Annotated in this window: 15 protein-coding genes; 13 read left to right on the top strand and 2 right to left on the bottom strand. The window is 60.6% G+C overall.

Annotated features, from left to right (window positions below):
* Positions 1–65 precede the first annotated feature (65 nt).
* Genes H6A60_RS04155 through H6A60_RS04140 form a run of 4 tightly spaced genes read left to right on the top strand, consistent with a single transcriptional unit; the run spans position 66 to position 5,345 of the window.
* Positions 66–857 carry an ABC transporter ATP-binding protein gene (locus H6A60_RS04155; protein ID WP_205102150.1) on the top strand — a complete coding sequence of 264 codons (792 nt, stop codon included), beginning with the start codon at positions 66–68 and terminating at the stop codon, positions 855–857.
* Positions 854–1,879 (top strand): iron-siderophore ABC transporter substrate-binding protein, encoded by a 1,026-nt coding sequence (locus tag H6A60_RS04150; RefSeq protein WP_205102149.1) that lies wholly within the window; start codon positions 854–856, stop codon positions 1,877–1,879. Before H6A60_RS04155 ends, H6A60_RS04150 begins: the two co-directional genes overlap by 4 nt.
* Positions 1,876–3,972 (top strand): Fe(3+)-hydroxamate ABC transporter permease FhuB, encoded by a 2,097-nt coding sequence (fhuB, locus tag H6A60_RS04145; RefSeq protein WP_205102148.1) that lies wholly within the window; start codon positions 1,876–1,878, stop codon positions 3,970–3,972. The genes H6A60_RS04150 and fhuB overlap by 4 nt, the downstream gene beginning before the upstream one ends.
* Positions 3,969–5,345 carry an MATE family efflux transporter gene (locus H6A60_RS04140; protein ID WP_205102147.1) on the top strand — a complete coding sequence of 459 codons (1,377 nt, stop codon included), beginning with the start codon at positions 3,969–3,971 and terminating at the stop codon, positions 5,343–5,345. The genes fhuB and H6A60_RS04140 overlap by 4 nt, the downstream gene beginning before the upstream one ends.
* Before the next feature lie 77 nt (positions 5,346–5,422).
* Here H6A60_RS04140 and H6A60_RS04135 read toward each other — a convergent pair whose 3' ends face one another.
* A complete protein-coding gene (locus tag H6A60_RS04135; protein ID WP_239477570.1) occupies positions 5,423–6,985 on the bottom strand; it encodes a glutathione ABC transporter substrate-binding protein in 1,563 nt (520 codons plus the stop codon).
* Between the two features lie 988 nt (positions 6,986–7,973).
* Between H6A60_RS04135 and H6A60_RS04130 the strand changes: the two genes are divergently transcribed.
* The 7 genes from H6A60_RS04130 (at position 7,974) to H6A60_RS04100 (ending at position 20,874) form a co-directional block, all read left to right on the top strand.
* Positions 7,974–9,875: a sensor histidine kinase gene (locus tag H6A60_RS04130; RefSeq protein ID WP_205102145.1), complete on the top strand. Its 1,902-nt coding sequence runs from the start codon at positions 7,974–7,976 to the stop codon at positions 9,873–9,875.
* 557 nt (positions 9,876–10,432) lie between these two features.
* Entirely contained in the window at positions 10,433–12,844 is a 2,412-nt protein-coding gene (locus H6A60_RS04125) for an AAA family ATPase (RefSeq protein ID WP_205102144.1), read from the top strand.
* Between the two features lie 150 nt (positions 12,845–12,994).
* Positions 12,995–13,840: a response regulator transcription factor gene (locus tag H6A60_RS04120; RefSeq protein WP_239477569.1), complete on the top strand. Its 846-nt coding sequence runs from the start codon at positions 12,995–12,997 to the stop codon at positions 13,838–13,840.
* Complete coding sequence (locus H6A60_RS04115; protein WP_205102143.1) at positions 13,837–15,456, top strand: FAD-dependent oxidoreductase; 1,620 nt, start codon at positions 13,837–13,839, stop codon at positions 15,454–15,456. Before H6A60_RS04120 ends, H6A60_RS04115 begins: the two co-directional genes overlap by 4 nt.
* 171 nt (positions 15,457–15,627) lie before the next feature.
* Complete coding sequence (locus H6A60_RS04110; RefSeq protein ID WP_205102142.1) at positions 15,628–17,421, top strand: FAD-dependent oxidoreductase; 1,794 nt, start codon at positions 15,628–15,630, stop codon at positions 17,419–17,421.
* Between the two features lie 445 nt (positions 17,422–17,866).
* A complete protein-coding gene (locus H6A60_RS04105; RefSeq protein ID WP_205102141.1) occupies positions 17,867–20,275 on the top strand; it encodes a DMSO/selenate family reductase complex A subunit in 2,409 nt (802 codons plus the stop codon).
* A gap of 26 nt (positions 20,276–20,301) precedes the next feature.
* On the top strand, positions 20,302–20,874 hold the full coding sequence (locus H6A60_RS04100; RefSeq protein WP_205102140.1) for a DMSO/selenate family reductase complex B subunit: 573 nt from the start codon (positions 20,302–20,304) through the stop codon (positions 20,872–20,874).
* Positions 20,875–21,032: 158 nt separating this feature from the next.
* On the opposite strand, the gene H6A60_RS04095 is transcribed toward H6A60_RS04100, so the two are convergent.
* Entirely contained in the window at positions 21,033–22,241 is a 1,209-nt protein-coding gene (locus H6A60_RS04095; RefSeq protein ID WP_205102139.1) for an MFS transporter, read from the bottom strand.
* Positions 22,242–22,642: 401 nt separating this feature from the next.
* Between H6A60_RS04095 and H6A60_RS04090 the strand changes: the two genes are divergently transcribed.
* Together H6A60_RS04090 and H6A60_RS04085 are read left to right on the top strand one after the other, a co-directional pair.
* Positions 22,643–23,536 carry a universal stress protein gene (locus H6A60_RS04090; protein ID WP_205102138.1) on the top strand — a complete coding sequence of 298 codons (894 nt, stop codon included), beginning with the start codon at positions 22,643–22,645 and terminating at the stop codon, positions 23,534–23,536.
* A gap of 105 nt (positions 23,537–23,641) precedes the next feature.
* On the top strand, positions 23,642–24,538 hold the full coding sequence (locus tag H6A60_RS04085; protein ID WP_205102137.1) for a universal stress protein: 897 nt from the start codon (positions 23,642–23,644) through the stop codon (positions 24,536–24,538).
* The last annotated feature ends 84 nt before the right edge of the window (positions 24,539–24,622 follow it).

Here is a 24,622-nt window from a genome sequence, read left to right as displayed (position 1 = left end):
CTATTTTCTAATTCGCTTCGCCGGGGCGAGCTCACAAAGCGCAAAAATGCTGCGGCAACCATTTCATGCTTGAGATTGAAGACCTTCGAGTCGTTCGAGACGGTCGAACGATTCTCGACATCGATCATTTGTCGATTCCGACCGACAAACTCACGGTCGTGCTCGGCCACAACGGCAGCGGAAAATCAACGCTTGCAAACGTCATCGCCGGCCTGACAAAGCCCGAAAGCGGCACAGTCATGCTCGAAGGCGTCGACATTTTTTCGCTTTCCGAAAAAGAACGGGCTGGCGCAATCGCCTTTTTGCCGCAGAAGCTTCCCGCCTCCGCGGGCCTTACCTGCCGCGAGCTCGTGCGGCTCGGCCGCTACCCCTACCGAGGTCTTTTCGGCCGCTGGCGCAAGGACGACGAAAGAGCGGTGGACGAAGCGCTTGCCGCCACGGATACCTCGCGCTTTGCCTTCGCCTGTGCAGACGAACTCTCCGGGGGGGAACGTCAGCGCGTTTGGATCGGCATGCTGCTCGCGCAAGCCTCGCCGCTCATGATTCTCGACGAACCGACTTCCGCGCTCGACGTCAAGCACCAGTACGGCGTTCTCGGTCTTTTGGAAAAACTCAACCGCACTGCCTCGCGCGGCGTCATCACGATCATTCACGACATCAACCTTGCGCTTCGATACGCGACGCACGTCGTGGCGCTCAAGGGCGGCAGGTTGCTCTTTGAGGGCGGCCGTGACGTGCTCGCCGACGAGGCAAACCTCCGTTCGCTCTTTGAGACGGATCTGCGTCTCTTTGACCATCCGCATCCGCCCGCAGAACACTGTTCGACGAACCTCAAAGTGGCGGTTGTATGCGAATGAACAATCTTTTTTCCTTCAGGCGCTCTTCGTCAAACGCCGTGAAAGCGCCCGGGCGGCGAAAGTTCCTCGCCGCGGCGCTTCTCTGCGCCTTCCTTTCCACGAAAGCGGAAGCGATTGGACCGAGCGAAGCCGGCTGCCCGGCCCGTCGCATCCGCGACAGCCGCGGCGAGCACGTCTTTCCCGCGACGCCTTCGCGCGTCGTGGCGCTGCAGTGGGATCTCCTTGAAAACCTGATTGCGCTCGGCATCCGTCCCGTCGGTGCCGCCGACACCGCACCCTGGCGTCAGTGGGTGCGCACGCCCGCGCTCCCCGAGGGCATCGCAGACGTGGGCACGCGTGCCGAACCCAATATCGAGCGCATTGCGTCACTCAAGCCCGACCTCATACTGATCGGTCCCACACAGCTCGACCGGCTGCAGATCCTTGGAAAGATCGCACCCGTTCTCTGTTTTGAGAACGCTAAAAAAGAGGCGCCTCTCGGGCAGGCCGAAGGAACCATTGCGAATCTGCTCGCGCTTGGCAGACTCTTCGAGCGAGAAGCGAGGGCGCAAGCGCTCGTTATGCGAATTGATGAAACGCTTGCGCGCTTGGGCGAAGAGATCCGTCATGCGTTCGGCGGTGCGCCTGCCGTTCAGGTGATCCGATTTTCCGGTCCGACAACGCTTTTCGTTTACACATCCAATTCCATTGCGCACTACGCGCTCGAAAAAATGGGCATCCGCCAGCCGCTCGATCTGCCGGCAGCCGATTACGGGCTCACTCAACTTCGAATCCGCGACTTGAAGAACCTCGAAGAGGCTTACATCATCTATGTGCGTCCCTTTGCCATGGAAAAGAAAGTTCTCAATTCGATTCTCTGGCGCGCGACGCCCTTTGCAAGAAAGGGACGCGTCGCCGCCGCCGAACCCTATTGGAGCCACGGCGGCGCGCTGTCGATTCTTGCGACGGCCGAATCGATCTGCCATGCGCTTTTGACGCTCGCGCCGGATAGCGGCGGCATCCACCGAAAGGAGGCGGCATGACTGCGGCAAAGATCGCCCGAAATTCAAGTTCTCGCTCACGGCCCTTTGTCCGTCACGCGCGAGCGTTCCCGTGGCTCGTTCTCGCGCTCTTAGGCACCGGTCTTTCAATTCGGGTAGAGAACCCCCTCGGCGCAAAAGAACTCATCGAGCTTCTCATGGATCCGAGCCGCGCGGAGAGCTTCGACGCCTTCTACTACGCTTACGGAACGCTGCCGCGTCTGGCTGCCGCACTGCTCGGCGGCGCCATTTTGGGATTGACCGGAGCGCTTTTGCAGCAGCTGACGAATAATCCGATGACCTCGCCCATGACGCTCGGCACATCTGCAGGCGCCTGGCTTGCAATCGTTCTTGCTTCTGCGTTTGCGCCCGCACTCACGGGGGACGGTCTTGCATTTGCTGCTTTCGCAGGAGGACTCACGGGATTCGGACTCATTGCCGCCATTGCCGGACCGCGCGGCATGACGGGTTCTGCGCTCGTTATTGCCGGCATGGTCGTCAATTTGCTTTTCGGCGCCGTCGCCGCAGCAGTGCTCCTTCTGAAGAGCGATTTTGTTTCCAACATCTTTCTTTGGGGTGCAGGCGACCTCGCGCAAAACGGCCGGGATGGCGTCAGCTGGCTGGCTTGGCGAACGATCCCCGTGATGGCGGCCCTTATCGCCTTTGCGCCGCGTCTTCTCGCACTTCTTTCGCTCGGCGAAGAGGGCGCACGCGCACGCGGCCTCGCCGTGCAGCCGGTATTTGTTGCGCTCGCTTTTCTGGGCGTCTGGCTCGCCTGCTCGTTTGTGACGCTCGCAGGCGTCATCAACTTCACGGGACTCATTGCCCCCAATATCGCGAGGTCCCTGGGCTGGCGCTCGCCTCGCTCGCAGCTCGTCGCGAGCGCGCTTATCGGCAGCGTCCTCTTGTGTGCAACGGACGGAATCGCGGTGCTTCTCGGCGCTCTTACCGAGTCGATCGTTCCGACGGGCGTCATCGCGGCGCTTTTGGGAACCCCCGTCTTCATCGCTTATCTTCTTCGCACTCAAACCGGGCTCAGAGAGAATCCGCAGGAGTGCATCGGCATCGAGCGAACAGTGCATAAGAGCGCAATGCGCGCGTCAGCGAAGGGCTTCGACGCGTTTTCGGGCTTGGTCCGTGTGCTTTGGCCGATCGCAGCAGTGCTTGCGCTCGTCGCCGGGCTCACCCTCTTTTTGAACGCTTCGACCGAAGGCTGGCGCTGGGGAGCCGCGAGCGAGCAAGCGCTCGCGCTGCGGCTGCCTAGACTTGCAACCGCTCTTTTCGCCGGCGCTTCGCTCGCCGCGGCAGGCGTGATCTTGCGGCGCCTCGTCGGCAACCCTTTGGCCAGTCCCGACATCCTCGGCGTCACCTCGGGCGCCACTTTTGCCGTCGTTGCGGCGGCGACCTTCTGCGGCGCGGGCGTAGGTTCCGATGCGGAATCGTCAGTGCTGTGGGCGCTCGCTGGAAGCCTGGCCGTGTTGGGCGCCATTCTCATGCTCGCCAAGCGCACGCATTTTTCGCCCGTGCTCGTCATTGTTCTCGGGATTGCGGTTTCCGCCCTTTTTGACGCCTTTACGGCCCTGATGCTTTCGCGCGGCACAATGGACAACTATTTCATTCTTCAGTGGCTTTCGGGGTCGACCTACAAAGCAACGAGCGAAAGCGCCGAGCGCCTCGCCCTCGCCTTCGCCATACTTGCCGCCCTTGCATTTGCACTTTCAAGAAGCCTCACGCTTCTTTCGATCGGACGGGACTTTGCCGCTTCGCGCGGTCTCTCCGTCAAAGGCATGACGGCCATCCTGCTCCTTCTATGCGCCCTGCTCTGCGCTTCAGCGACAGCCACTATGGGCCCTGTCGCCTTTGTCGGACTCGTTGCGCCCCATCTCGCCGTGCTCCTCGGTGCAAGGACCTGTACCGAAGAGCTCGTTACAGCCGCATTAGCGGGCGCCGCACTCACGGCTTCTGCCGACTGGCTCGGCCAAATGTTGATTGCGCCCGCACAGATCCCAGCGGGCACGCTTGCCGCGATCGTCGGCGCGCTTTATTTCCTCGCGCTCCTTCTCAAAGCGCGTCTCTGCCGCGGAGCAACTCGATGACGTTTGAGCGGGACTTTTCCTCATTTGAGCTTCTTCGGCATGCTGCGCCTCGCATGCTGATGTCGCTTGTCGTCATGTCCTATCTCGTTGTTGACGGACTACTCGTCAGCCGGTATCTGGGAACAACCGCACTTGCCTCGATCAGTCTGAGCTATCCGATCATTTCTTTTCTGATGGCATTCGGCGTTATGACTGCGAGCGGCTCCGGCACCTGTGCGGCGCGTTCGCTTGGCTCGGGCAAACCCAATGAGGCGCGAACGTTGCTCGCGACCGCTCTATGTACGAACGGCTCTTTCGGTCTTCTTTTGGGCGGCATATCGTTCGCCTTCCTGCCCGTCATTTTCGAAAGAATCGGCATGCCGGCCGAAGCGAGAGATCTTGCAGCGACGTACATGCGCATTCTTCTCGCAGCAGCGCCGCTCTTTTTGCTGAGTTTTGTCGTTCAGACTTTTCTCACGGTTTGCGCCCGTCCCAAAGACGCGCTTCTCGTTGCCGTCGTATCGGGCGTCGTGAATGCTGCAGCCGACTGGTTCGCGCTAAGTATTCTCGGCACAGGCATCGAGGGCGCGGCCTGCGCCACCGTCCTTTCGTGGTTGACTGCGGTGCTCTTTGGGCTAGTCCTCCTCGCGCGCCCGCAGTGCGCCGCGTCGCTTCGCTTCGTTAGGCCTTCTCTCGGAAAGCTCCCGGCAATTTTCCTAACGGGCGGCTTCGAATTTACCTCGAATCTCTGCGGCGTCTTTACGCTCTGGTTTTTCAACCGCGCCTTCTTGGCCGAGCTCGGCGTTGACGGCGTAGCCGCCCTCTCGGTCGCAACGTTTACGGTTTTCGTCTTCAACGCCGCCTATCACGGGTACTGCGAAGCCGTTGCGCCGATTGTTGCCTACAAATCGGGCGCGAACGACCGCCGCGGTGTCCTTCAAACGCTGCGCAGAGCACTTTTTGCCGCGCTCTGCCTTTCGCTGTCGGCTTACATGTGTTCAAGTGTCGCAGGCAGCGCGGTCTTCGGCTATTTCGCCGCAGAGAACACGACTGTCATCGCTCTTCTGAAAATCGCCTATCCGATTCAGGCTCTCTCACTTCTCTTTTTAGGTCTCAATCTCTTTCTTACGTACGCGCTCGCCGCGCTCGCTTTCGGCGGATGCGCCTCGGCCGTTTCGCTTTTGAGAACGTTTATATTGCCGTGCACGGCGATTGCGGTTCTGCCTGCTGCTGCAGAAGCGATCGAGTCCTCGGGGCTTGCGCAGCTCGTCGACCTGAGCGCGTCTCCGCTTTGGTTTGCCGTACCGTTCGCCGAACTCGTGACGCTTTTCGCAGCAGGCGCGCTTCTGTTTGCAAAAGCAAAGCTGCCTCAACCGACAGGCTTTGGTGCCTGAAAACTGCATTTTGCTTGCATAGGAACTGCGGCCGCTCAAGCGTTCGGGCCGCAGTCCCTGCTCTCAATTGCGTGCGATCACTCCTGCCAGTACGCTTCGTAAAACTCGAAAGTCGAATCAAGCATCGGACGGAAATTTTTGAGATGCCTGTTCACCGCGGCAAGGTTGTTCTCGTAAGTAAGAAAAACCGCCGGTACGTCGTTCCAAATCATCTTCTGCGCTTCGCCGTACGCAGCAAGCCGCTTTTCAAGATCCGTTTCGGCCATACCGCGGTCGAGCGCCGCATCCATCGCCGGATTGCTGTAGTAGCTCGTGTTGCCGAGCTTCGGGGGTGCTTCACGCGAGTCGAAAAGCGGACGAATGCCCCAGTCGGGTTCGGCGGTGGAATTCGACCAGCCGATGAGATAAAGGCGCACAGGCGCCGTCTTCGGATCCGGGTGGCTGTCGACCAACGAAACGCGCTGCCCGGACTCCAATACGCGGGTTTCGGCCTGAATGCCGACCTGTCGAAGCTGCTGCTGCAGGAACTGGACCGCCTTGGCGTTCGTCGACGTATTGAAGGCAGCCCAAATTTGCGTGCGGAAACCGTTCGGATAACCCGCTTCCTTCAAAAGTTCTCGTGCCTTTTTCGGGTCATACGGCCAGGGCCCGAGCTTGAGGCCGCCAGGCACTTCCGGCGGCTGCACGCCCGTCGCAGGGCGCGAAAAGCCGCCGTACACAACCTTGCAGAAAGCATCCTTGTTGATCGCATAAGCGATCGCCTGACGAACGCGAAGGTCGTTCAAAGGTTCGGCAAGCGTATTGATTGCGAGATAACGCTGCTGAATCGACGGCTTCACGATCGCAACCGCCTGATCGCTTTCGTTCACGCGTCCCATGAGTTCGGGCGGCATGGCGTGAACGTAGTCGGCCTCGCCCGTCAAAACCATCTGTGCGCGGGTGCTGTTTTCGGGCACCGGCAGCCACCGGATGCCATCGAGCTTCGGAAGTCCAGCGATGCGGTAGTTCGGATTCTTCTCTACGACGAGACGCTCGCTCGGATTGAATTCTTTGAGCACGTAGGGGCCCGTACCGCAGGCGTTGTGAGCGAGCCCGTCGCTGCCGAACTTTTTAATGGCGCTCGGGCAGATCATTTGTCCCGTGCCATTTGCAAGACGCGAAATAAAGGCCGACATCGGCGTTTTGAGGATGAACTTAACGCGGTACTTGTCGAGCACTTCGACGCGGTCGATGAAGCCGAAGAATGTCCTGCGCGAAAGCGCGTTCTTCGGATCGAGCACGCGATCGAAGTTGACCTTGACGGCCTGAGCGTCAAATTCCGTGCCGTCGTGAAATTTCACGCCCTCACGAAGCTTAAACACATACTCGAGTCCGTTCTCGCTCACCTCGTAAGACTCGGCGAGCTGCGGCTGCGGCTCGAGCTTGTCGTTAAAGGCGTAAAGACCTTCGTAGAAAGACTTTGCGACGTTTCGAGAAAGCGCATCGCCCGCGTCGTAGGGATCGAGCGTCGTAAAACCCGTCGCCACCGCTACCGTAATCGTTCTCGCTGCCGCGGTGCCGCAAGCCAGAAGTGCGGTCAAGGCCATGCCAGCAGCTATGCCCGCAGCCACACGCCCGAACGGCGGGCAGCGGCGTGGCAATTGTTGATCGCTTTGGACGATTGGGCGCGCAACGTTCCTTGCGCTTTTGTTGCGAACGGTTTTCATAGATATTCCTCTTGCCTTGATTGATCGGAAAGGCTTTGCGTGCGTTTCGTTTTTTGTATGCGGGTGTTTGAGCCGAGTTGCAGGAGCACCCGATTTCGAGCGTAGCGGAGCGGCTCACGGCGGTAAACACCGCTACGATGTTGCTCCTAAGAAGCACGCCCGAGTGCGACTGGTCGGACGCAATGAAACACGTAATTCCGTCAAAACAGTTGTCAAATCGCAGTTTTTCACGGCCATTTAACGCTAAAAGCGCCACAAAGAGAACGTCTTGCATCAAAGCTTCGTATGTTCTCGAGTTGTGCTGCGGCGCGTTCGCTCGGTTCCGGCAAAACGAATTAAGCTCGCGGCCACTCTTGCACGATCTGCTCGCTCGGTCTTCTTTTGGAGAGCAAATCTCTTGCCTGTCTTTTTCGAACGAATCGACGTGGCCGCGGAAGCGAAGTCCCGCTGTGCCATGTATGCGCCTGTTCCCCGCAGCAGCATCGCTCTTGAAGCTGTATTTTTGCTGTCCAGACTTTTCTCGCGGTTTGCGTGCGACCTAAAGAACCGGCAAAGATGCAGACATATCGCATCTACGGCTATAGTCCCGGAAGGATAGGCGCTAAATTGGTCCCGTTTGACAATCCACTCATAGTGAGTGAACGACGCCTCATTATTTTTTGACCGTTTCCTTCGCTCGTAATCGTCGTCCCTGATCATGCTGCTCCCCTCGACTGCGCACCAGAAGCCGACAATGCCGTCGCGCGGCGCCCCGAACGGTTGTAGGCGCGTTTTCGGAGCTTTGATACGTGTTCTCCAAGTCCGGCTGAGACAGACGGCGCTCCTTGTCTGCCTCCTTTTGTTTGCGCCCGCTTCAGCGCCAGCGAATGCGCAGGCCGCGGCAACGCTGAACAGCCTTTCCGTGCTCGCCTCGCCTGAGGAAATGCCTGCAGAGATCAGAGTGGGTTTGCAGTCGACGCTCGACCCGGAATTTCTGGTCGAGTCCTTTGCAACGACGATGCGCCGCCTCCGATCGCTCTACCCGAAAACCGTCTTCCGAACGACACTCTATTCGGCAGCGGAACTTGCCGACGTTGTCGAGAACCGCAAAGTCGACATCTTCTTTGCTGACGGGGCACTCTTCAGCCTGCTTTCGCTCGAGCACGGAGCGCAGCAGCTTGCCTCGCGCGTCTCGCCCTATGCCGAAGATCCGACCAAGGCAGCAAGCTTCACGATTGTGGTGCCGATGGAAAGCACCATACGCACGCTCGCCGACCTCAGGGGAAAACGAATTGCTGCCGAAGACCGCAGCGACTTTTCCACGTGGCAACTCTTCGAAGGTCTCATGACCAAGGAAAAGCTCGCCGACGAGGACTGGGACCGCAACGCCGTCTTTACGAAATTCGCCTTCCCCGACCCAATTCTCCTTGCGCAGGAAGGTCGAGCGGACGCGGCGGTCATCAAGGCGTGCACCTATGAAAAGATGATCGGCACGCGCGCGATCGAACCGGGCGCTTTTCGCGTTGTGAACCTTCAGCCCGCCGTTGCGGGATTTCCCTGCCGGCGCTCGGCCCCCCTCTTTCCGGACGTTGTGATGGGCATTGCCAAAGGCGTGGACGCGAAAACAACGAGCGCACTCGCCGTGGCGGTTCTCACCGCACCGAAGTCCCGCGGCGGCTACTACTGGCGCATAGCAAGCGACTTCTCTTCCGTGCGCGACCTCTACCGAACCCTCGGCATCGGTCCCTACCGCTACCTCAAAACCACGACCTTCGAGGCGCTCTGGAACACCTACAAAACACCGATTCTCGCCGTGCTCGCGACGATTCTGCTTCTCGCGCTCCATTCGCTCGTCTCAAACATTCAAGTGGAGCGGCGCACGCGGGCGCTGCGGCTTGCGCTTGCCGAAAAGGACAAAGCTGCACGTGAAGCACGCCTTGCGCGCGAGCGTCTGGCCGAGATGGAACGCGCGGGCGTCGTGGCGGGCTTGTCGAGCATGTTCGCGCACGAGGTACGTCAGCCTTTGGCAACGCTTTGCGCTTACGCCGACGGTCTGCGGCTCGGCTTTTCGTCGCTTCTCTCGCGCCTGACCCAAACGCCGAATCCGCAAGCTGGCGCAAGTGCCCGGCGCAGCCGGCCGGCGGGCACACGGATCTCCGAAGCCGATCTCAAGCACTCGCTTGAAGCCATGGCAGCTGCCGCAGATCACCTCTCCGACTCGGCCGAACGCGTCTCTGCGATTGTCGAGCGCGTACGCGGCTACGCAAAGTCGCGCGCACACCCGCATGTACCTATGCCCGCAGCCGACATCGTCGACAAAGCGCTTGCAACGTTTTCGCAGAGCTCGCTCAGCGAAGGCATCCAAATCGTTCGGACGAGCGAAAGGAACGCCGCAGACACAATCGTTGCGGTTGAGCCCTTAGAAATGGAACTCGCGGTCGTCAATCTTTTGCGAAACGCCGCTGCGGCCATGCGCGAGGCGCAGTCAACCGAGCGCAAGATAGACATTTCGATTCGCCGGAGTGCGCCCCCTGCAAATACCCCGTCCGTGACGAACGAATCGGTCGAAATCGTCGTTCGGGATACGGGCGACGGCATCCATCCCGTTGACGAAGCGGTTTTCATGCGGCTCGCCCAACCCATGAAAAGTTCAAAAGCCGAAGGCCTCGGTCTCGGCCTTTCAATAGTGAAGCGAATCATGGAAGCTCACGGCGGAAGCCTTCGCTTTGAAAGAAGCGATCGTCCGGGCCTCACGGCAGTTCTGAAGCTTCCTGCGGCAGGCTTCTCTTCCGATGCGAGGAGCGGCGAACTGCAAAACGACTCCAAATCCCAAACTCATGGCTGAAAACGTTGGCATATCTTTCGCCAATACCTGCAACAACAGCGTATACAGAGACACACCGCCGTAAAAATCCCGTGTGGCGTACGCGCATCGAATCGCGCCCGCCGGTGTGCACATGCATAGAATTTCTTCCGTGATTGATCACGCGGATCGCCCTCGAGCTCAGAGGGCCCTTCTCTTTTCAGCTGTTCGCTCTTTTCTTTCCGATCTTTTCCTTTTTTGTTCGCGAGCGCCTTTGACACTCTCGGCAGTGCGCCCGCGTTTTTCATCCGAGCGTCGAACGGCGAACGCGCCTCACCGCTTCTGCCGTCGGACTTTCGAAAACGAACCGCCCCGCAGGACTTTTACACGGGCGGAACGCGTGCTTGCAGCACACGCAGCAGGCACCGAACCGATCGACCCATATCCACGCACCGAGGTCAATACGAAACATTGATCGCCTGCCGGGCGTTTCATTGCGTCGGTTAATGACGTGAATGACAAAATAATGCGTCTTTTATTGACGCTAAAAAAGATAAATTTTCCTTGAGAAAACAAGAAAAAGAAACTGAGGATTCCCCATGCGCAAATTGTTTGGCAAAGAATCGCCCTCTCAGCGCCTCACGGACCTTTGGGCATTGCGCCTCATAGAAAAAGCCGATCTTTGGGAAGAGGTTGCGACGAGCGACTGCTTCGATTCGGACGACATAATGGCGCACGGCGTCTTTCGTCGTCTGCGCGATGAAATCAATCTCGCTACCCTCATCTATCGCAACGCTGCCTTTCTTAAAACGGGCGACTTGTCGCTCGGGCGCTTTTCACTGCGGAACACTGCAGAAAATCCGGACGAAGGAACAGAAGCGCTCATCGAGTCGGGCAAAGCACTCGAAGACTTCAAGATCCGGGCAACTTCAGGCCCGCAGAACGCATCGCTTGTCTTGGTGCCCGAAAACAAGCGCTTCCCGCTTCTCGTCGAAAAGACGACCGACGCTATCGAGAACCTCGGCTGCATGCTCGACACGAACGAAGACAGCAACAAAACGCCGTCGCGCCTCGGCGACCTTTGGAAGCAGATTTCCCGAGGCGGAACCGTCGAGAAATGGCTCGGCAGGACAAAGCCCGAAACCTTCTCCGTCGCGCTCGCCAAACTCGAAGCCGAACTTAAAGCAGGCAAGCCGGCGCTTGCCGAGTACTTCGCCTGCAACCTTGACGAAATCGCCGCCACATTCGGACTTTCGACGCTCGAGAAGAACATCCTCTGTTTTTTCGTTACCGCTTTCGACACGAATCTTTTCGGTTCTGTTCTCAATTTTTTTGACTTCACCGAAAATACGAACGAACTTATCGTCGACGTTATTGCGGCAGCACTCGACGTCCGTACCGAAGAAATAAAAGCAGCCCTTCGCGCCGACTCGACGCTGATGCGATCGGGACTCGTCGCCATTAAGGAAACGGATCGGAAATGGCTCACGAGCCGCTTGAGCTTCCTCGACAACGACCGCTTCAAAAGCCTTCGCTCCAAGCGCATTCCCGTCGAAGCGCTCATTTCGGCGAGCATCGTGCCCGCACCTGCGGCAGAACTATCGCTTGCGAATTATGCGCACGTGCCGTGTGTTTCTCGAGTCATGATTCCATACCTTCGACGTGCGGTCGCCGAAAAACGCCGGGGAGCCAATGTTCTCGTCTACGGACTCCCCGGTACGGGCAAAACCCAGCTCGCGCGCGCCGCAGCAGATGCGCTCGGCCTAAAGCTCTATGAGGTTTCGACCGACAAGACGGAAAACGACACGCCTCGGCTGCAGCGCTGGAAATCCGCATCCGTCTTTTTGAACTCGTCGAGAAACGCGCTCCTTGCGATTGACGAAGCCGAAGACGTATTCAACGAGGAACTCGAGACGATCACGGACTCGGGTGTTTTTCGCTCGAACAAAGGAGAGTTCAACAAACTCCTTGAAACCAATGCCGTCCCGACCTTTTGGATCACCAACTCGATCGAGTACATCGATCCTGCGATGATCCGGCGCTTTGACTTGGTTATCGAAGTACCGACGCCCGATGCAGAATGCCGACGACGCATGGTCGAAAAAGTCTTCGGCGGAAATCTCTCGACAGAGGCCGTCAATCGACTGGCCGAGACCGAGCGCCTCGCGCCCGCCGTATTGAGCCGCGCTGCAGCGGTCGCATCCCTCGCGGGTTTAAGAGATGGCGACTTGAACGAAAACGACGTCGTCGACATGATCGGCGAAACACTTCGTGCACAAGGATTCGGGCGCATCAACGAAAAAAGCGCGGCACTGCCCGGCTTCTACGACCCGGCTTTCGTGAACGCCGATCTCGATCTGGCCGAGCTGGCAGAAGGCCTCAAGTCGGCCGGCCGCGGTCGACTCTGCCTTTACGGGCCGCCCGGAACAGGCAAATCGGCGTACGCCGCCTGGGTTGCAAAAGTGCTCAACCGCCCCTTGGTTCGCAAAACGGTTGCCGACCTTACGAGCTGCTACGTCGGCGAAACGGAGAAGCTCATTGCCGAAGCGTTCCGCGAAGCCGAGCGTGCCAAAGCGGTGCTTTTGATCGACGAAGCGGATTCCTTCCTTTTGGATCGCCGGTACTCTCAGCGCTCTTGGGAAACGACGCAGGTAAATGAAATGCTCGCGCAGCTCGAGCGCTACGACGGCTACTTCATTGCGACGACAAATCTGATCGACACGCTCGACCCGGCATCACTCCGACGGTTCGACCTCAAGGCGAAGTTCGATTTTCTGAAGGAAACGCAGTGCGAAGCATTGGCGCAAAAAGTGCTCGAAGGCTTCGGCTTTTCGCTTGCTCCCGAAGACGCCGCAGCGCTTAAAGGTCGACGCAACCTCACGCCCGGCGACTTCGCAGCGGTACGCCGTCAGGCAGCCTTCCGCAGGCTTCGCGGCAGCGGCGACTTCGTCAAGCGCCTTGTTGAAGAATCGAAGTTGAAGGGCGGCGCGGCAGTGAAAATCGGCTTTTGAACGCAGAGCTCCGCCCGAGGCGACACGAAGGAGAAGATAGCAATTTCGTAATACAGTGCAATTCCTTTTCTGGAAGGGCATTTGTTTTTTCTTTCTGTGCTCTCCCGATCAACGGACTTCGGCATCCGGGCCGCCGAAAAAGTGCGCTCTATGAAAGCCCCGAGCCGAACGATTGCGGCCGGCGTTCATGGCCGACATTGGCCGAGAACGCAGACCTCGTGCGAAAATGGTTGCTTGCGTGAAGGTGCGCAGCCGCGCGCCCACACGGTCCACCGCTTCGTTTCCTCTCTTTACGTGCCGATGCCCTTCCAACCGCTCATACGACTTGTTGACGACGACGCAGACCTGCGCGGCGCTCTCCTTTTTGCGCTTCGCATGGCCGGTTTTGACGCTGCGGGCTACGAGAGTGCTGAGGATTTCCTCTCGCACGACGATTGCCGGCGCCCCGGGTGCGTTGTGATGGACATTCGCATGGGCGGCATGACCGGACTTGAGTGCCAAGCGAAGATGCCCGATGCAGGATTCGACCAGCCGATCATTTTCCTTTCGGGACACGGTGACGTCGAAATGGCGCTTCTCGCCGTCAAACGGGGCGCCGCAGACTTTCTGACAAAACCCGTGCGCGTTGAAAAGCTTGCCGAAAGCTGCCGGCGGCTCTGCGCCTGGCACGAGTCCGAACGCAAGGCGGCTGCCGAGAAACGCCTCGCCCGCGAGCGCGTCGAGTCGCTCACGCCCCGCGAGCTCGATGTCGCCCGCGAAGCGGCCAAAGGCCTTCCCAACAAAGCGATCGCCAACGCACTCGGCGTTTCGGAGCAGGCCGTAAAGATCCACCGCTCGAGCATCTACAAGAAGCTCGACGCTAAAAGCGCGGTCGACATCAAGGCGTGCCTTGATGAAGCCGGCATAGAAAACGCCGCAGCGAAAGCGGCGGCCGATGACGCGCCCCTCATTCGCGCGGCGCTCCTGCCGCCCGATCCGGACGAGGCAGGCCGATGACGCCCCTGGAGGTTCAATGTCTTTCGCAGGACTTCGGCCGACTGAGCCGCCGCACGGTTCTCGAGAAAGCAGCGCGCCCTTTGGCCGCAGGGCTTCTCTTAAGCGGCCCCCTCGGGCTTATCGCAGGCTGTCATCGCGCGGACGACACCGAAACCGAAAAGACGGCGGCCGACGATGCGTTCCCGCCAAGCGGCGTCATTGACGACGAAATGCTTGCCGAGCGCATCGCCGAGCAGGCCGTGAAAAACGACCGACTTCGCACCGCAGACCTCGTCATCGCGGGCGGGGGCGGCGCGGGACTTGCCGCCGCGGCGCGCGCGGGCGAACTCGGCATGACGGTCATTCTGCTCGAGAAGATGCCCGAGTTGGGCGGCAATACGCGAATCGCGAGCGGCTACTATGCGGCGGTCGACCCGCTGCGTCAAGGGGCAGCCGGCATCACGGATTCCCCGGAAGAGTTTCTCGCGCTCCTTGCCGAAAACGCCTCCCCCGGGCTCGACCCTGTCCGCTGGGCGCGGCTGCGGCGGCTCGCGAACGACGCGCTGCCCGTCATGCGCTGGCTCGAGGGCTTGGGCGTGCGGTTTTCCAACGACGTTCTCGAGATTTCGGGGTCGCTCTTTCCCCGTACCTATAAGCCGCTGCAGCCCAACGGCGAGGGCTACATCCGACAGCTCGCCGCAGCGGCCCTGAGAACGGGCGCCGTCATCCGCACGCACACGGCCGCCGAGTCGCTCGTCACGTCGCCCAAGGGGCGCGTGCTCGGCGTACGCGCCCGCACACGGGACGGCCGCACGATCGAAATTCACGCCAATCGCGGCGTACTCGTCGCATCGGGCGGCTTTGCTGCGAGCCGCGACATGATTGCGCGCTTTGCGCCCCGCTACGCCGATCTCACGCACGACAACGCGCCGGGCATCACGGGCGAGATGCTCCTTGCGGCCGCCCGCGCGGGAGCGCAGCTCGTCGACATGGACGAAGTGCAGTGCCAGCCGGGGTGTCCTCCGGGCGGCACGCGGCGCGTTCGCTTTCATAACGACGTCAACCGCTTCATCTTTCTCGACCGCTGCGGCCGGCGCTTCGCCGCCGAAGACGGTCGGCGCGATATGCTGCGCGACAAGATTCTGGCGCTCCCAGACGCCATGGCCTATGCGCTCGTCGACGACGACGGCTTCAGAAGCTACAACCGTCTCATTCAGCGCGAGGCGGTTTTGGGCGTCGAAAGCGGCGACGCGTGGGTAGCCGAAACCCTTTCTGAGCTCGCGGGCGCCGTGGGGTTCGAGCCCGACATACTTGAAGAAACCGTGCAACGCTACAACCGCGGGATTGCCGACGGGCGCGACGCTTTCGGCAAACACGTCGCGCAGGCGCGCCCGATCGTGCGTTCACCCTATTGGCTCGCACCCGCCGCCATGAGCGTGCACGCGACCTCCGGCGGCATTTTCACCGATGAAAACGCCTGCGCGCTCGACAAGGACGGCCGCCCGATCCCGGGCCTCTGGGCCGCGGGCGAAGCCGCCGGCGGCCTACACGGCCCCAACCAATTGGGCGGGTGCGGACTCGCGGACGCTTTCGTCTTCGGCCGGGCCGCCGCGGACTCGATTTTGCGTGCTGGCTAACATTATTTCATTGTTTTCTATAAGAAAAGTCGTTATTCCTTTTCCTACATAACCGTCGGTATAAGGCGGCGCGTCGCCCAAAAAATCACAATCTCCACCGTGCGCGAGGTCCCGCGCGCCCTTCGGGGCGCTGCGTCGAACCCCGCTCATACCACACAAAGGAGATTTTTCATGAAGGCTTTCACGCTTCGCGCCGCAGCGCTTTCCGTTGCCGCGCTTTTCAGCTCTGTCTCTCTCGCCGCCGCAGACGGCGTGCTCACGGGTGAAGCCCAGGGCCGCAACGGCCCCGTCAAGGTCGAAGTCACGATGAAGGACGGCAAGATTGCCGACCTCAAGGTTGTCCAGCACAAGGAATCGACCGGCATCGCCGACCCTGCGCTCGAACGCATCCCCGCTGCTGCCGTTGCCGAGCAGTCGCTTGCCGTTGACGTTGTGGGCGGCGCAACGCTCACCTCCGAAGCGATCCTCGCTGCGGCCGTCGCCGCGCTCAAGGCGGGCGGCATCGATCCGGCGCCCTACATGAAGAAACCCGACGCTTCGAGCGCCGCCAACGCCCCGGTTGAAAAGGTTGCGGCCGACATCCTCGTGATCGGCGCCGGCAACGGCGGCATCACGGCTGCCGTGAAGGCCGCGATGGCAGGCCAGAAGGTCGTCCTCATCGAAAAGCGTCCGGCTGCGGGCGGCGTCTCGGCCCTGAACCACGGCGGTCTCGCCGCGACGGGCACCCGCTACCAGCGCGAAGAAATGAAGGAAACGAAGGATTCGCCCGAGCTCCTTTATAAGGACATGCTGCGCGTAGGCAAGAACGCCAACGACCCGGTCCTCGCCAAGATGGTGAGTGAACGCACGGGCGAAGTCGGCGACTGGCTCATCGACGACCTCAAGGTCGCCTACGGCGCCGCCTGGGTGCAGTTCCCGGACCACAGTGCGCACCGTCAGATCTCCGCCAAGGGCAACTCCGTCGGCTGGCAGAAGACGATGCTCGAAATCTTCGAAAAGCACGGCGGCGTTCTCATGACCGACATGCGCGCGAGCGAATTCATCACGGACGCTTCGGGTGCCGTCACGGGCGTGAAGGCCACGGGCCTCAAGGGCAAGCCCTATGAATTCGACGCCAAGTCCTTCGTTCTCGCCGCGGGCGGCTACGGCGCCGACAAAACGATGCTGCCGGCGCGCATGAAGGACGTGCTCTTTTACGGCATCCCGACCGAAACGGGTGACGGCTTCAAGATGGCCACCGCGATCGGCGCCGACACGATCAACCTCGACTACGTGAAGACCTACCCGAACGGCGTTGAAGTCCAGCCGGGCCGCTCCATGGATACGACGGGCTCCTCGACCTTTGCCGTTCGCGGCAGCGCCATTTTCGTCAATACCGACGGCAAGCGCTGCGTGAACGAAAATCTGTCGCTCGGCGAACTCACCGAGGCAACGCTCGCGCAGAAGAACCACATCATGTACCTCGTCATGGACGACAAGGCCTGGAAGGCTTATGTCAAGAAGGCCATCGACGACCACACCGTGCCCGACGCCTCGACCTTTGAAAACTGGAAGTCGCTGCGCAACAACGGCCGTCCGGTGATCTGCGAAGGCGAACTTGATGTCTGCGCCAAGGAAATGGGCATCGACCCGAAGGGGCTCGTTCAGACCGTCGCCGACTGGAACAAGGCCGTCGCTGCGGGTGAAGACAAGGCGTTCGGCCGTAAGGCCCTCGTTGCTTTGGGCGAAGGCCCCTATCACATCGTCGAACAGAAGGCCCGTTACCAGACGACCTTGGGCGGCCTCAAGGCCGACGCCACGATGGCGATCCTCAATAAGGAAGGCAAGCCCATCGGCAATCTCTACGGCGCTGGCTGCGTCGTGGGCGGCGCCAACGGTGCCGACTCGATGACGACGCTCATGAACACCTGGGCGATCGTTTCGGGCTACGTCGCGGGCGAAAGCGCCGTGAAGAACGCGAAGTAATGCCGCCCGAAGACCGTCGGCAGCGAATCCCTTTCGGTAGTCGACGGCCGAGCGAAAACTTCGCCGTCTTCTTTTGAAGCTTTCTCAGGAACCCCGGCGCGAGCGGCACTGCCTGCGCCGGGCGCGAACCCTTCACACCATCTCGAGACCATTCGAGAAGAAGAGAAGCCCGCGCTTCTTTCCGAGGCGCCTTTCGCGCCGACAGCCTCTCCTTTGTCCCCGAAGAAACCCGAGAGAAACGCAACCAAACAACTGCAGTGTTCCCATTCGCTTCTCTTCTTCCCGAATGCTCTCGGGGCCGTCCCCGGAGCGCCGTGCCGGTCGCACTCGATCGAGAGACCCCCTCGGTCCGCTGAGCGACGCGGCAGTGATCCATCCGTTCGATCCGTTTCGACTTGTGATCCTTCGGTCCCAACAACAATCATCAACATTGCGAGACCCCCATATGCCTCAACATGTTTTCGAACCGCTCGCGCGCACCGCGTGCACGAGCCGCCGGTCCCTCCTTCTCGGCGCCGCGAACCTTGCTGTGCTCGGCTTTGCGCCGCTGCCGATTTCGCGTGCCGTTGCCGCTGCCGTTGAAGACTACGGCGACTACACGTGGGGCGCATGCGTCATCAACTGCGGCAACCGCTGCCCGCTTCGCGTCTATTCGAAGAACGGCCGCGTGATCCGCATCGAAACGGACAACACCATCAAGGACGGCTGCAAGCCGCGCCAGATCCGCGCCTGTCTGAAGGGCCGCTCGATGCGCGAGCGCCTCTACTCGCCCGACCGTCTCAAATACCCGATGAAGCGCGTGGGCGAACGCGGCGAAGCCAAATTCGAACGCATCACTTGGGAAGAAGCTTACGAAACAATCGCCACGCGCTGGAAGGCGATCCTTGAAAAGTACGGCCCCGACGCCGTCTACTGGCAGTACTGCTCGGGCCAGCAGTCGCTCGTCAACTCCCGCCGCGCCTGGCAGCGCCTCATGAACATCATGGGCGGCTACTTGAAGTACTACGGCTCGTACTCGTCGGCGCAGATTTCGGCCGCTTTCCCCTATACCTACGGCAAGAAGGTCGCTTCGGGTGTCGAGCAGATCGCCAACGCCAAGCTCTACGTCGCCTTCGGCAACAACCCGTCGGTCACCCGCGGCTCGGGGGGCTCCAAGGGCTACCAGTTCCGCTGCGCGCTTGAGAAGGGCCACCCGAAGACCATCGTCATCGACCCGATCTACACCGACACGGTGGCGGGCAAGGTCGACCAGTGGATCCCGATCCGCCCGGGCACGGACGCCGCACTCGTCGAAGGCATCGCTTACGAACTGATCCGCAACGGCTGGGTCGACGAAGCGTTCCTCGCGAAGTACTGCATCGGCTACGACGAAAAGACGCTCCCGAAGGGCGCGCCCGAAAAGAGCGACTACAAGTCCTATATCTTGGGCGAAGCCGACGGTACGCCCAAGACCCCCGAATACGCCTCGCGCATCACGGGGATCCCCGTTGAAACGATCGTTGCGCTCGCGCGCGAAATCGGCACGACGAAGCCCTGCTTCATCGCGCAGGGTCTCGGGCCGCAGCGCCAGGCCAACGGCGAACAGACCGCCCGCGCCATCGCGATGCTTGCGATTCTCACGGGTCAGGTGGGGCTCCCCGGCACGTCGACCGGCATGGAAGAAGACGGCACGAACTGGGAGCCGGTGTATCTTCCTGTCGGCGAAAACAAGGTGAAGGCCACGATCCCGGTCTTCCTCTGGACGGACGCGATCACGCGCGGCCCCGAAATGGATGCCACGCACGACGGCATCCGCGGTGTCGAAAAGCTCTCGAACCACATCCGCATGATCGTGAATTCGGGCGGCAACACGCTCATCAACCAGCACTCCGACACGTTCAAGACCGACAAGATTCTGCGCGACACGACGAAGTGCGAATTCATCGTTGTCTGCGACAACATGATGACGCCCTCGGCCCGCTACGCCGACATTCTGCTGCCGGACACGCTTGGACCCGAAACCTTCGACATCTGCGGCAACGGCGACAGCATGGGCGACCTCGCCTGCATCTACCCGATGCATAAGGCGGTCGAACCGCAGTGGGAACAGAAGCCCTCGTGGGAAATCTGCCTCGGCATCGCCCGCGCGCTCGGCGTCGAAGAAGCCTACACGGAAGGCCGCGACCAGATGGGCTGGATTCGCTGGTGCTATGAAGAAACGCGCAAGGCCAATCCCGAACTCCCGAGCTTCGAAGCCTTCTGGAACAAGGGCCCGCGCCAGCTCTTCGACGTGAAGTGGCAGCCCATCATGTTTGAAGACTTCCGCAAGGACCCTGAGAAGCACCCGCTCTCGACCCCGTCGGGGAAGATCGAAATCTATTCGGAACGCTTGGCCGAGCTCGCCCGCACCTGGGTGCTCCCGAAGGGCGACGTGATCAGCGCGATCCCGAAGTTCGTCCGCACGGCCGAAATGCCCGAAACGGAACTCGCGAAGAAGTATCCGCTGCAGTGCTTCGGCTACCACGGCCACGGCCGCACGCATTCGACCTTCCACAATCTGCCCAAGCTGCGCGAAGTGCATCCGGACCGTCTGCTGCTCAATGAACTCGACGCGAAGGCCCGCGGTCTTGCCGACGGCGACATGGTCGAAGTCTTCAACGACCGCGGCGCGATCCGCCTGCCCGTACACGTCACGAAGCGCATCATGCCGGGCGTGTGCGCCCTGCCGCAGGGTGCCTGGTTCAAGCCCGAAACGAAGGACGGCCGCACGGTTGACGCGGGCGCGTGCATCAACACGCTCACCTCGCAGCATCCGAGCCCGCTTGCCAAGGGCAACCCCCAGCACTCGAACCTCGTTGACATTCGCCGCGCGTAATCGGCCCGAACTTGAAGGAGAACACCATGAAGCAACTCGGCTTCTTCATTGATCTCACGAAATGCACGGGCTGCGCCACGTGCACGATTGCCTGCAAGGATGCGCACGACCTCGAAGTCGGCCGCAACTTCCGCAAGGTCCTCGAAGCCCAGTCGGGCAGCTGGCGTCAGGACCGCGCAACGGGTGCCTGGCACCAGGACGTGCGTGCCTACTACATTTCGATGGCTTGCAACCACTGCGCGGACCCCGCCTGCGTGAAGGTGTGCCCGACGAAGGCCCACTACAAGCGCAGCGAAGACGGCCTCGTCGTCATCGATCCGTTGAAGTGCATCGGCTGCGGCATGTGCGCGGCGGCGTGCCCGTACGAAGCCCCGCAGCTCGACAAGAAGGCGCGCAAGATGACGAAGTGCAACGGCTGTCTCGAACGCCTAGAAAAGGGCCTGCAGCCGATCTGCGTCGAATCCTGCCCGCAGCGCGCGCTCGAATTCGGCCCGATCGACGAGCTTCGCAAGAAGCACGGCGACCTCGCCCAGATCGCGCCGCTTCCGGCGGCCGATCAGACGAAGCCCTCGCTCGTCATTCGCCCGCCGAAGAACTGATCGGCGCCTTTAAACACCCGCTGTCCATGGGAAAGCATGGGCGGCGAGCGTTTGAGAAACGGGGCTTTCGTCGAGAGGCTCGACGAAACGCCCTGAAGCACGCTGCAGCAACCTGCAGCGTGCTTTTTTCACGTCTCGAGCATCGAAAGGATCGGCTTTTACGACTTTCTGAAAACGCTCGTTAAAGCAGCAGCGGCCGCAACCGCCGCAAGAAGCACCGCCTCGCTGAGAAACGCGGTCGAGAGCGACGTCGCTTCAGCGAGCACCCCGATCGCAGCGGGCCCCGTGAGGAGCCCAGCGTAGCCCAAAGTCGTCGCCGCGCTCATCGCGAGGCTCATCGGCATCTCTTTTTGTTCGCCCGTTGCTGCGAATGCGATCGGCACGATGTTGGCCGTGCCGAGCCCCACGAGGAAGAATGCGGCGGCAGCCGTCCAGGCGTTGGGCGAAAGCACGGCAAGAACAAAAGCGAAAGCTGCTGCGGCTGCACCGAAAACCACCGTGCGCTTCGGACCGATCGACATGATGACGCGGTCGCCGACAAAACGCATCACCGTCATCGCAACGGAAAAGATCGCAAAGCCCATGCCCGCGTGTTCAAGCGCCGCCCCCTTTTCATCCATGAGAAAGAGCGCACCCCAGTCAAGAATCGAGCCTTCGACAAGGAACAGAATGAAGCAGACGGCGCCCAAAAAGAGGACCACGCCCTTCGGAAACACGAACTTGGGACCGCCGTGACCGTCACTCTCGGCGTTGCGTCCGGCGTCGGGCAGCATCGCGCGCCCGGCAAAAAGCCAGACGACGGCCGACAGCATGCTGAGCGCACAGGCCGAGCCCACGCCCGGCAGTCCCGCCGTCTGCAGCAGCGTCATGAGGCCAGCGCCGGCAACGCCTCCGATCGAATAGAGCGCGTGAAAGCCCGAGAGCAGTTTGCGGCCGCTTCTCGCCTCTACAACGACCGAATGAATGTTCATGCCGACGTCGATCGCGCCGAAAAAGGCGCCGAAGCAAAAGAGAATGACGACAACGGCAGCGGTGCTCGGCAGCGCAGCAGGCACGAGCGCCGCGGCGACAAGAAGCGAGGACGCGACGGGCACGGCAAACGCGAGTACTTTTTTCGCACCCGAGCGGCCGATGAGAATACCCGAGAGCGGCATCGTCACAAGCGCACCGAACCCGATCGACAGAAGCACAGCGCCGAAGGCACCTTCATCCAGACCCAACGCGCTTTTAACAAATGGCACGAGCGACGCCCAGAGCGCCATCAGAAAGCCGGCGAGAAAAAACGAAACGCGCGTTGCGATGTGCGACGGTGGAATTTCGCGAAGTACATCCTGCCAATTGAAGCGGTCGAATGATCGGCGGTGCATGATCGATCCGGAAAAACTGTTGACAACGGAAATGCCGCACATTCTACCGAGGCGGCAACCGGATCGAATGGGCGCAGTTAGGCTCCTTGGTCTAAATGAAAATCACTATCTCGCACGCGCCGAGACAAATTCAAGTCGAATGCAATCCTCCGTCAAGCCTTCACCCGAATCGCTCTGCAATAATGGATTTAGGAAGCTCGCGGCGCGAGCGCCCCCGACGCCGGAAGCGCTTCATTCTTGAAACGCCGATGCCTGAGGGGCGCGTGCTTCGAGCTCAAGAAGAAAAAAGCCGGACCGAACGGCAGACCGCACATTCGGGCGCCATTCGACAAAATGAAAAGACGCCGCGTGCTTGAAGCCTCGGGTTCGCTCCGGCCGCGTCTATTGAGAAGGAGGATCTCATGCGCATTCTCGTACCGGTCGACGGCAGCGCTTCCAGCAAGCGCATCATCGAATTTTTGGGCTCCCGCCAGTCGCTTCTGGGTGACAAGGCCGACATTGAGCTTTTGAACGTGCAGTATTCGATCCCTGAGGGGATTGTGCAGCGCTTCGGGCTCGAAGCCGTGAAGGAAGTCTACGAAGCCGAAGGTCAGGCCATTTTCGAAAAGCTCGCGCCCGAACTCGAGGCGGCAGGGCTCGACTGCAAGAAAAAGGTGCTCTACGGCGACTTCGGCCGCGCGATTGCGCGCGAAGCCGAAGCGTTCGACGCGGACCTCGTTGTCATGGGCACGCGCGGGCTCTCCCCGATCAAGAGCTTCTTCCTCGGTTCCGTCTCCAATTCGGCGCTTCAGTACACGATGCGCCCGATGCTCCTCATTCGCGACGTCGTTCCGGTGCTCAAGGCCAACCTGCGCGTAGCGATTGCTTCGGACGGGTCCGAATACGCGCTTCGCGGTGCGAAATTCATCGCCGAGCATCATGCGATTTTCGGCTCCAACCCGAAGGTTTCGGTCGTCAACGTTGCGCCCGACTTCCGCACGATTGTCGTCGGGAGCGAAATGGACTTCGCCAACCCCGTCGACAGCCCCGAAATCTTCGCCAAGGAGCAGGAAAAGCTCTTTAAGGAAGCAACCGAACCCGTCGTTGCCGCTTTGAAGGCCGAAGGGATCGCCGCCGACGCCGTACGCCTTGAAGGCGACGCGGGCGAAGCACTCACCGACTGGGCCAAGGAAAACGCAGACCTTCTTATCATGGGCTCGCACGGTTACGGCAATTTCACGGCCGCCGTTCTCGGTTCGACCGCAATGAAGATCGCTTCGGCCTGCGACCTGCCGATTCTGATCGTGCGCAAGTAAAGCGACTCGGAAGACGCCCGGGGGACGTCTCCGGGCTTAACACCCCGAAAAGATCTGCTTACTAAACTCGCGCCATTGACCAACCGCTTTATTAGGAAATTGACCATGCGCATTCTCGTCCCCGTCGACAACAGCAGCCACAGCCGCCACGTCGTCAACTTCCTCTCGCACCGCGAAACGCTTTTGGGCGACAACCCCGAAATCGAGCTCGTGAACGTGCAGTATTCGGTGCCCGAGAAGGTGATTGAGCTCTTCAACATGACGTCGGTGAAGACTTACTACATGGAAGAAGGCCGCAAAGTTTTCGAGGCGCTTCGCGAAGATGTCGACCTCGACAAGCTTCACGCCGTCGAAAAGGTGCTCTACGGTGAAACGGGCCGCACGATTGCCGCCGAAGCCAATGAAACCGAAGCCGACCTCATCGTGATGGGCCAGCGCGGCCTCAATCCGATGAAGAGCCTCTTCCTCGGCTCCGTTTCGAATTCAGTCCTCGCCAACACCAAGGTGCCGATGCTCCTTCTGCGCGACAAGACGCCGCCCTTGACCGACAAGCTGCGCGTGGGGATCTGCGTCGACGGCTCCGAATACGGTGAAGCTGCCGCGAACTTCGTGCTCGAGCACCTTTCGCTCTTCGGCCGCGAAGCGACGTTCGAAGTCATTCACGCCGCCGAACCTCTGCCCGATCCTATCGCGCCCAATCCCATGAGCCCGATGACCCCGGTCGTCACGCGCGAAGAGCTCGACGCGCGTCAGCGCAAGGCCTTTGAAGAAGCGGTCGCCCCGGTCGTCGAATGCTTCAAGAAGGCGGGCGTCAAGATCGGCACAAAGCTTCTCTACGGCGAAGCCGGCGAAGTCATCCCCGAATACGCCAATGAAGCGCTCGACCTTGTCGTGATGGGCTCGCACGGCTACGGCAACTTCACTGCGGCCGTCATGGGCTCGACCGCCATGCACCTTGCAGCGCGCTCTGAAAAGCCGATCCTAGTGATTCGCAAGCCCTGATGGTTACGTTTGCGTGCTGAAAACGCCTTCGGGCGTTCAGCGCAAATGATGGACGACTTTGAGCCGCATCGTCAGTCCCGATGA

The sequence above is a fragment of the Sutterella massiliensis genome, from assembly GCF_016899755.1.
Classification (GTDB): domain Bacteria; phylum Pseudomonadota; class Gammaproteobacteria; order Burkholderiales; family Burkholderiaceae_F; genus Sutterella; species Sutterella massiliensis.
The sequence above is the reverse complement of the archived record's forward strand: the minus strand, read 5'-3'. Positions and strand labels throughout refer to the sequence as shown.

Coding starts and splice junctions, on each gene's coding strand:
- H6A60_RS04140 (WP_205102147.1), top strand. CDS start 3,969: ATGACGTTTGAGCGGGACTTTTCCTCATTTGAGCTTCTTCGGCATGCT.
- H6A60_RS04110 (WP_205102142.1), top strand. CDS start 15,628: ATGAAGGCTTTCACGCTTCGCGCCGCAGCGCTTTCCGTTGCCGCGCTT.
- H6A60_RS04130 (WP_205102145.1), top strand. CDS start 7,974: ATGCCTGCAGAGATCAGAGTGGGTTTGCAGTCGACGCTCGACCCGGAA.
- H6A60_RS04125 (WP_205102144.1), top strand. CDS start 10,433: ATGCGCAAATTGTTTGGCAAAGAATCGCCCTCTCAGCGCCTCACGGAC.
- H6A60_RS04095 (WP_205102139.1), bottom strand. CDS start 22,241: ATGCACCGCCGATCATTCGACCGCTTCAATTGGCAGGATGTACTTCGC.
- H6A60_RS04090 (WP_205102138.1), top strand. CDS start 22,643: ATGCGCATTCTCGTACCGGTCGACGGCAGCGCTTCCAGCAAGCGCATC.
- H6A60_RS04120 (WP_239477569.1), top strand. CDS start 12,995: ATGAAAGCCCCGAGCCGAACGATTGCGGCCGGCGTTCATGGCCGACAT.
- H6A60_RS04150 (WP_205102149.1), top strand. CDS start 854: ATGAACAATCTTTTTTCCTTCAGGCGCTCTTCGTCAAACGCCGTGAAA.
- H6A60_RS04100 (WP_205102140.1), top strand. CDS start 20,302: ATGAAGCAACTCGGCTTCTTCATTGATCTCACGAAATGCACGGGCTGC.
- H6A60_RS04105 (WP_205102141.1), top strand. CDS start 17,867: ATGCCTCAACATGTTTTCGAACCGCTCGCGCGCACCGCGTGCACGAGC.
- H6A60_RS04115 (WP_205102143.1), top strand. CDS start 13,837: ATGACGCCCCTGGAGGTTCAATGTCTTTCGCAGGACTTCGGCCGACTG.
- fhuB (WP_205102148.1), top strand. CDS start 1,876: ATGACTGCGGCAAAGATCGCCCGAAATTCAAGTTCTCGCTCACGGCCC.
- H6A60_RS04155 (WP_205102150.1), top strand. CDS start 66: ATGCTTGAGATTGAAGACCTTCGAGTCGTTCGAGACGGTCGAACGATT.
- H6A60_RS04085 (WP_205102137.1), top strand. CDS start 23,642: ATGCGCATTCTCGTCCCCGTCGACAACAGCAGCCACAGCCGCCACGTC.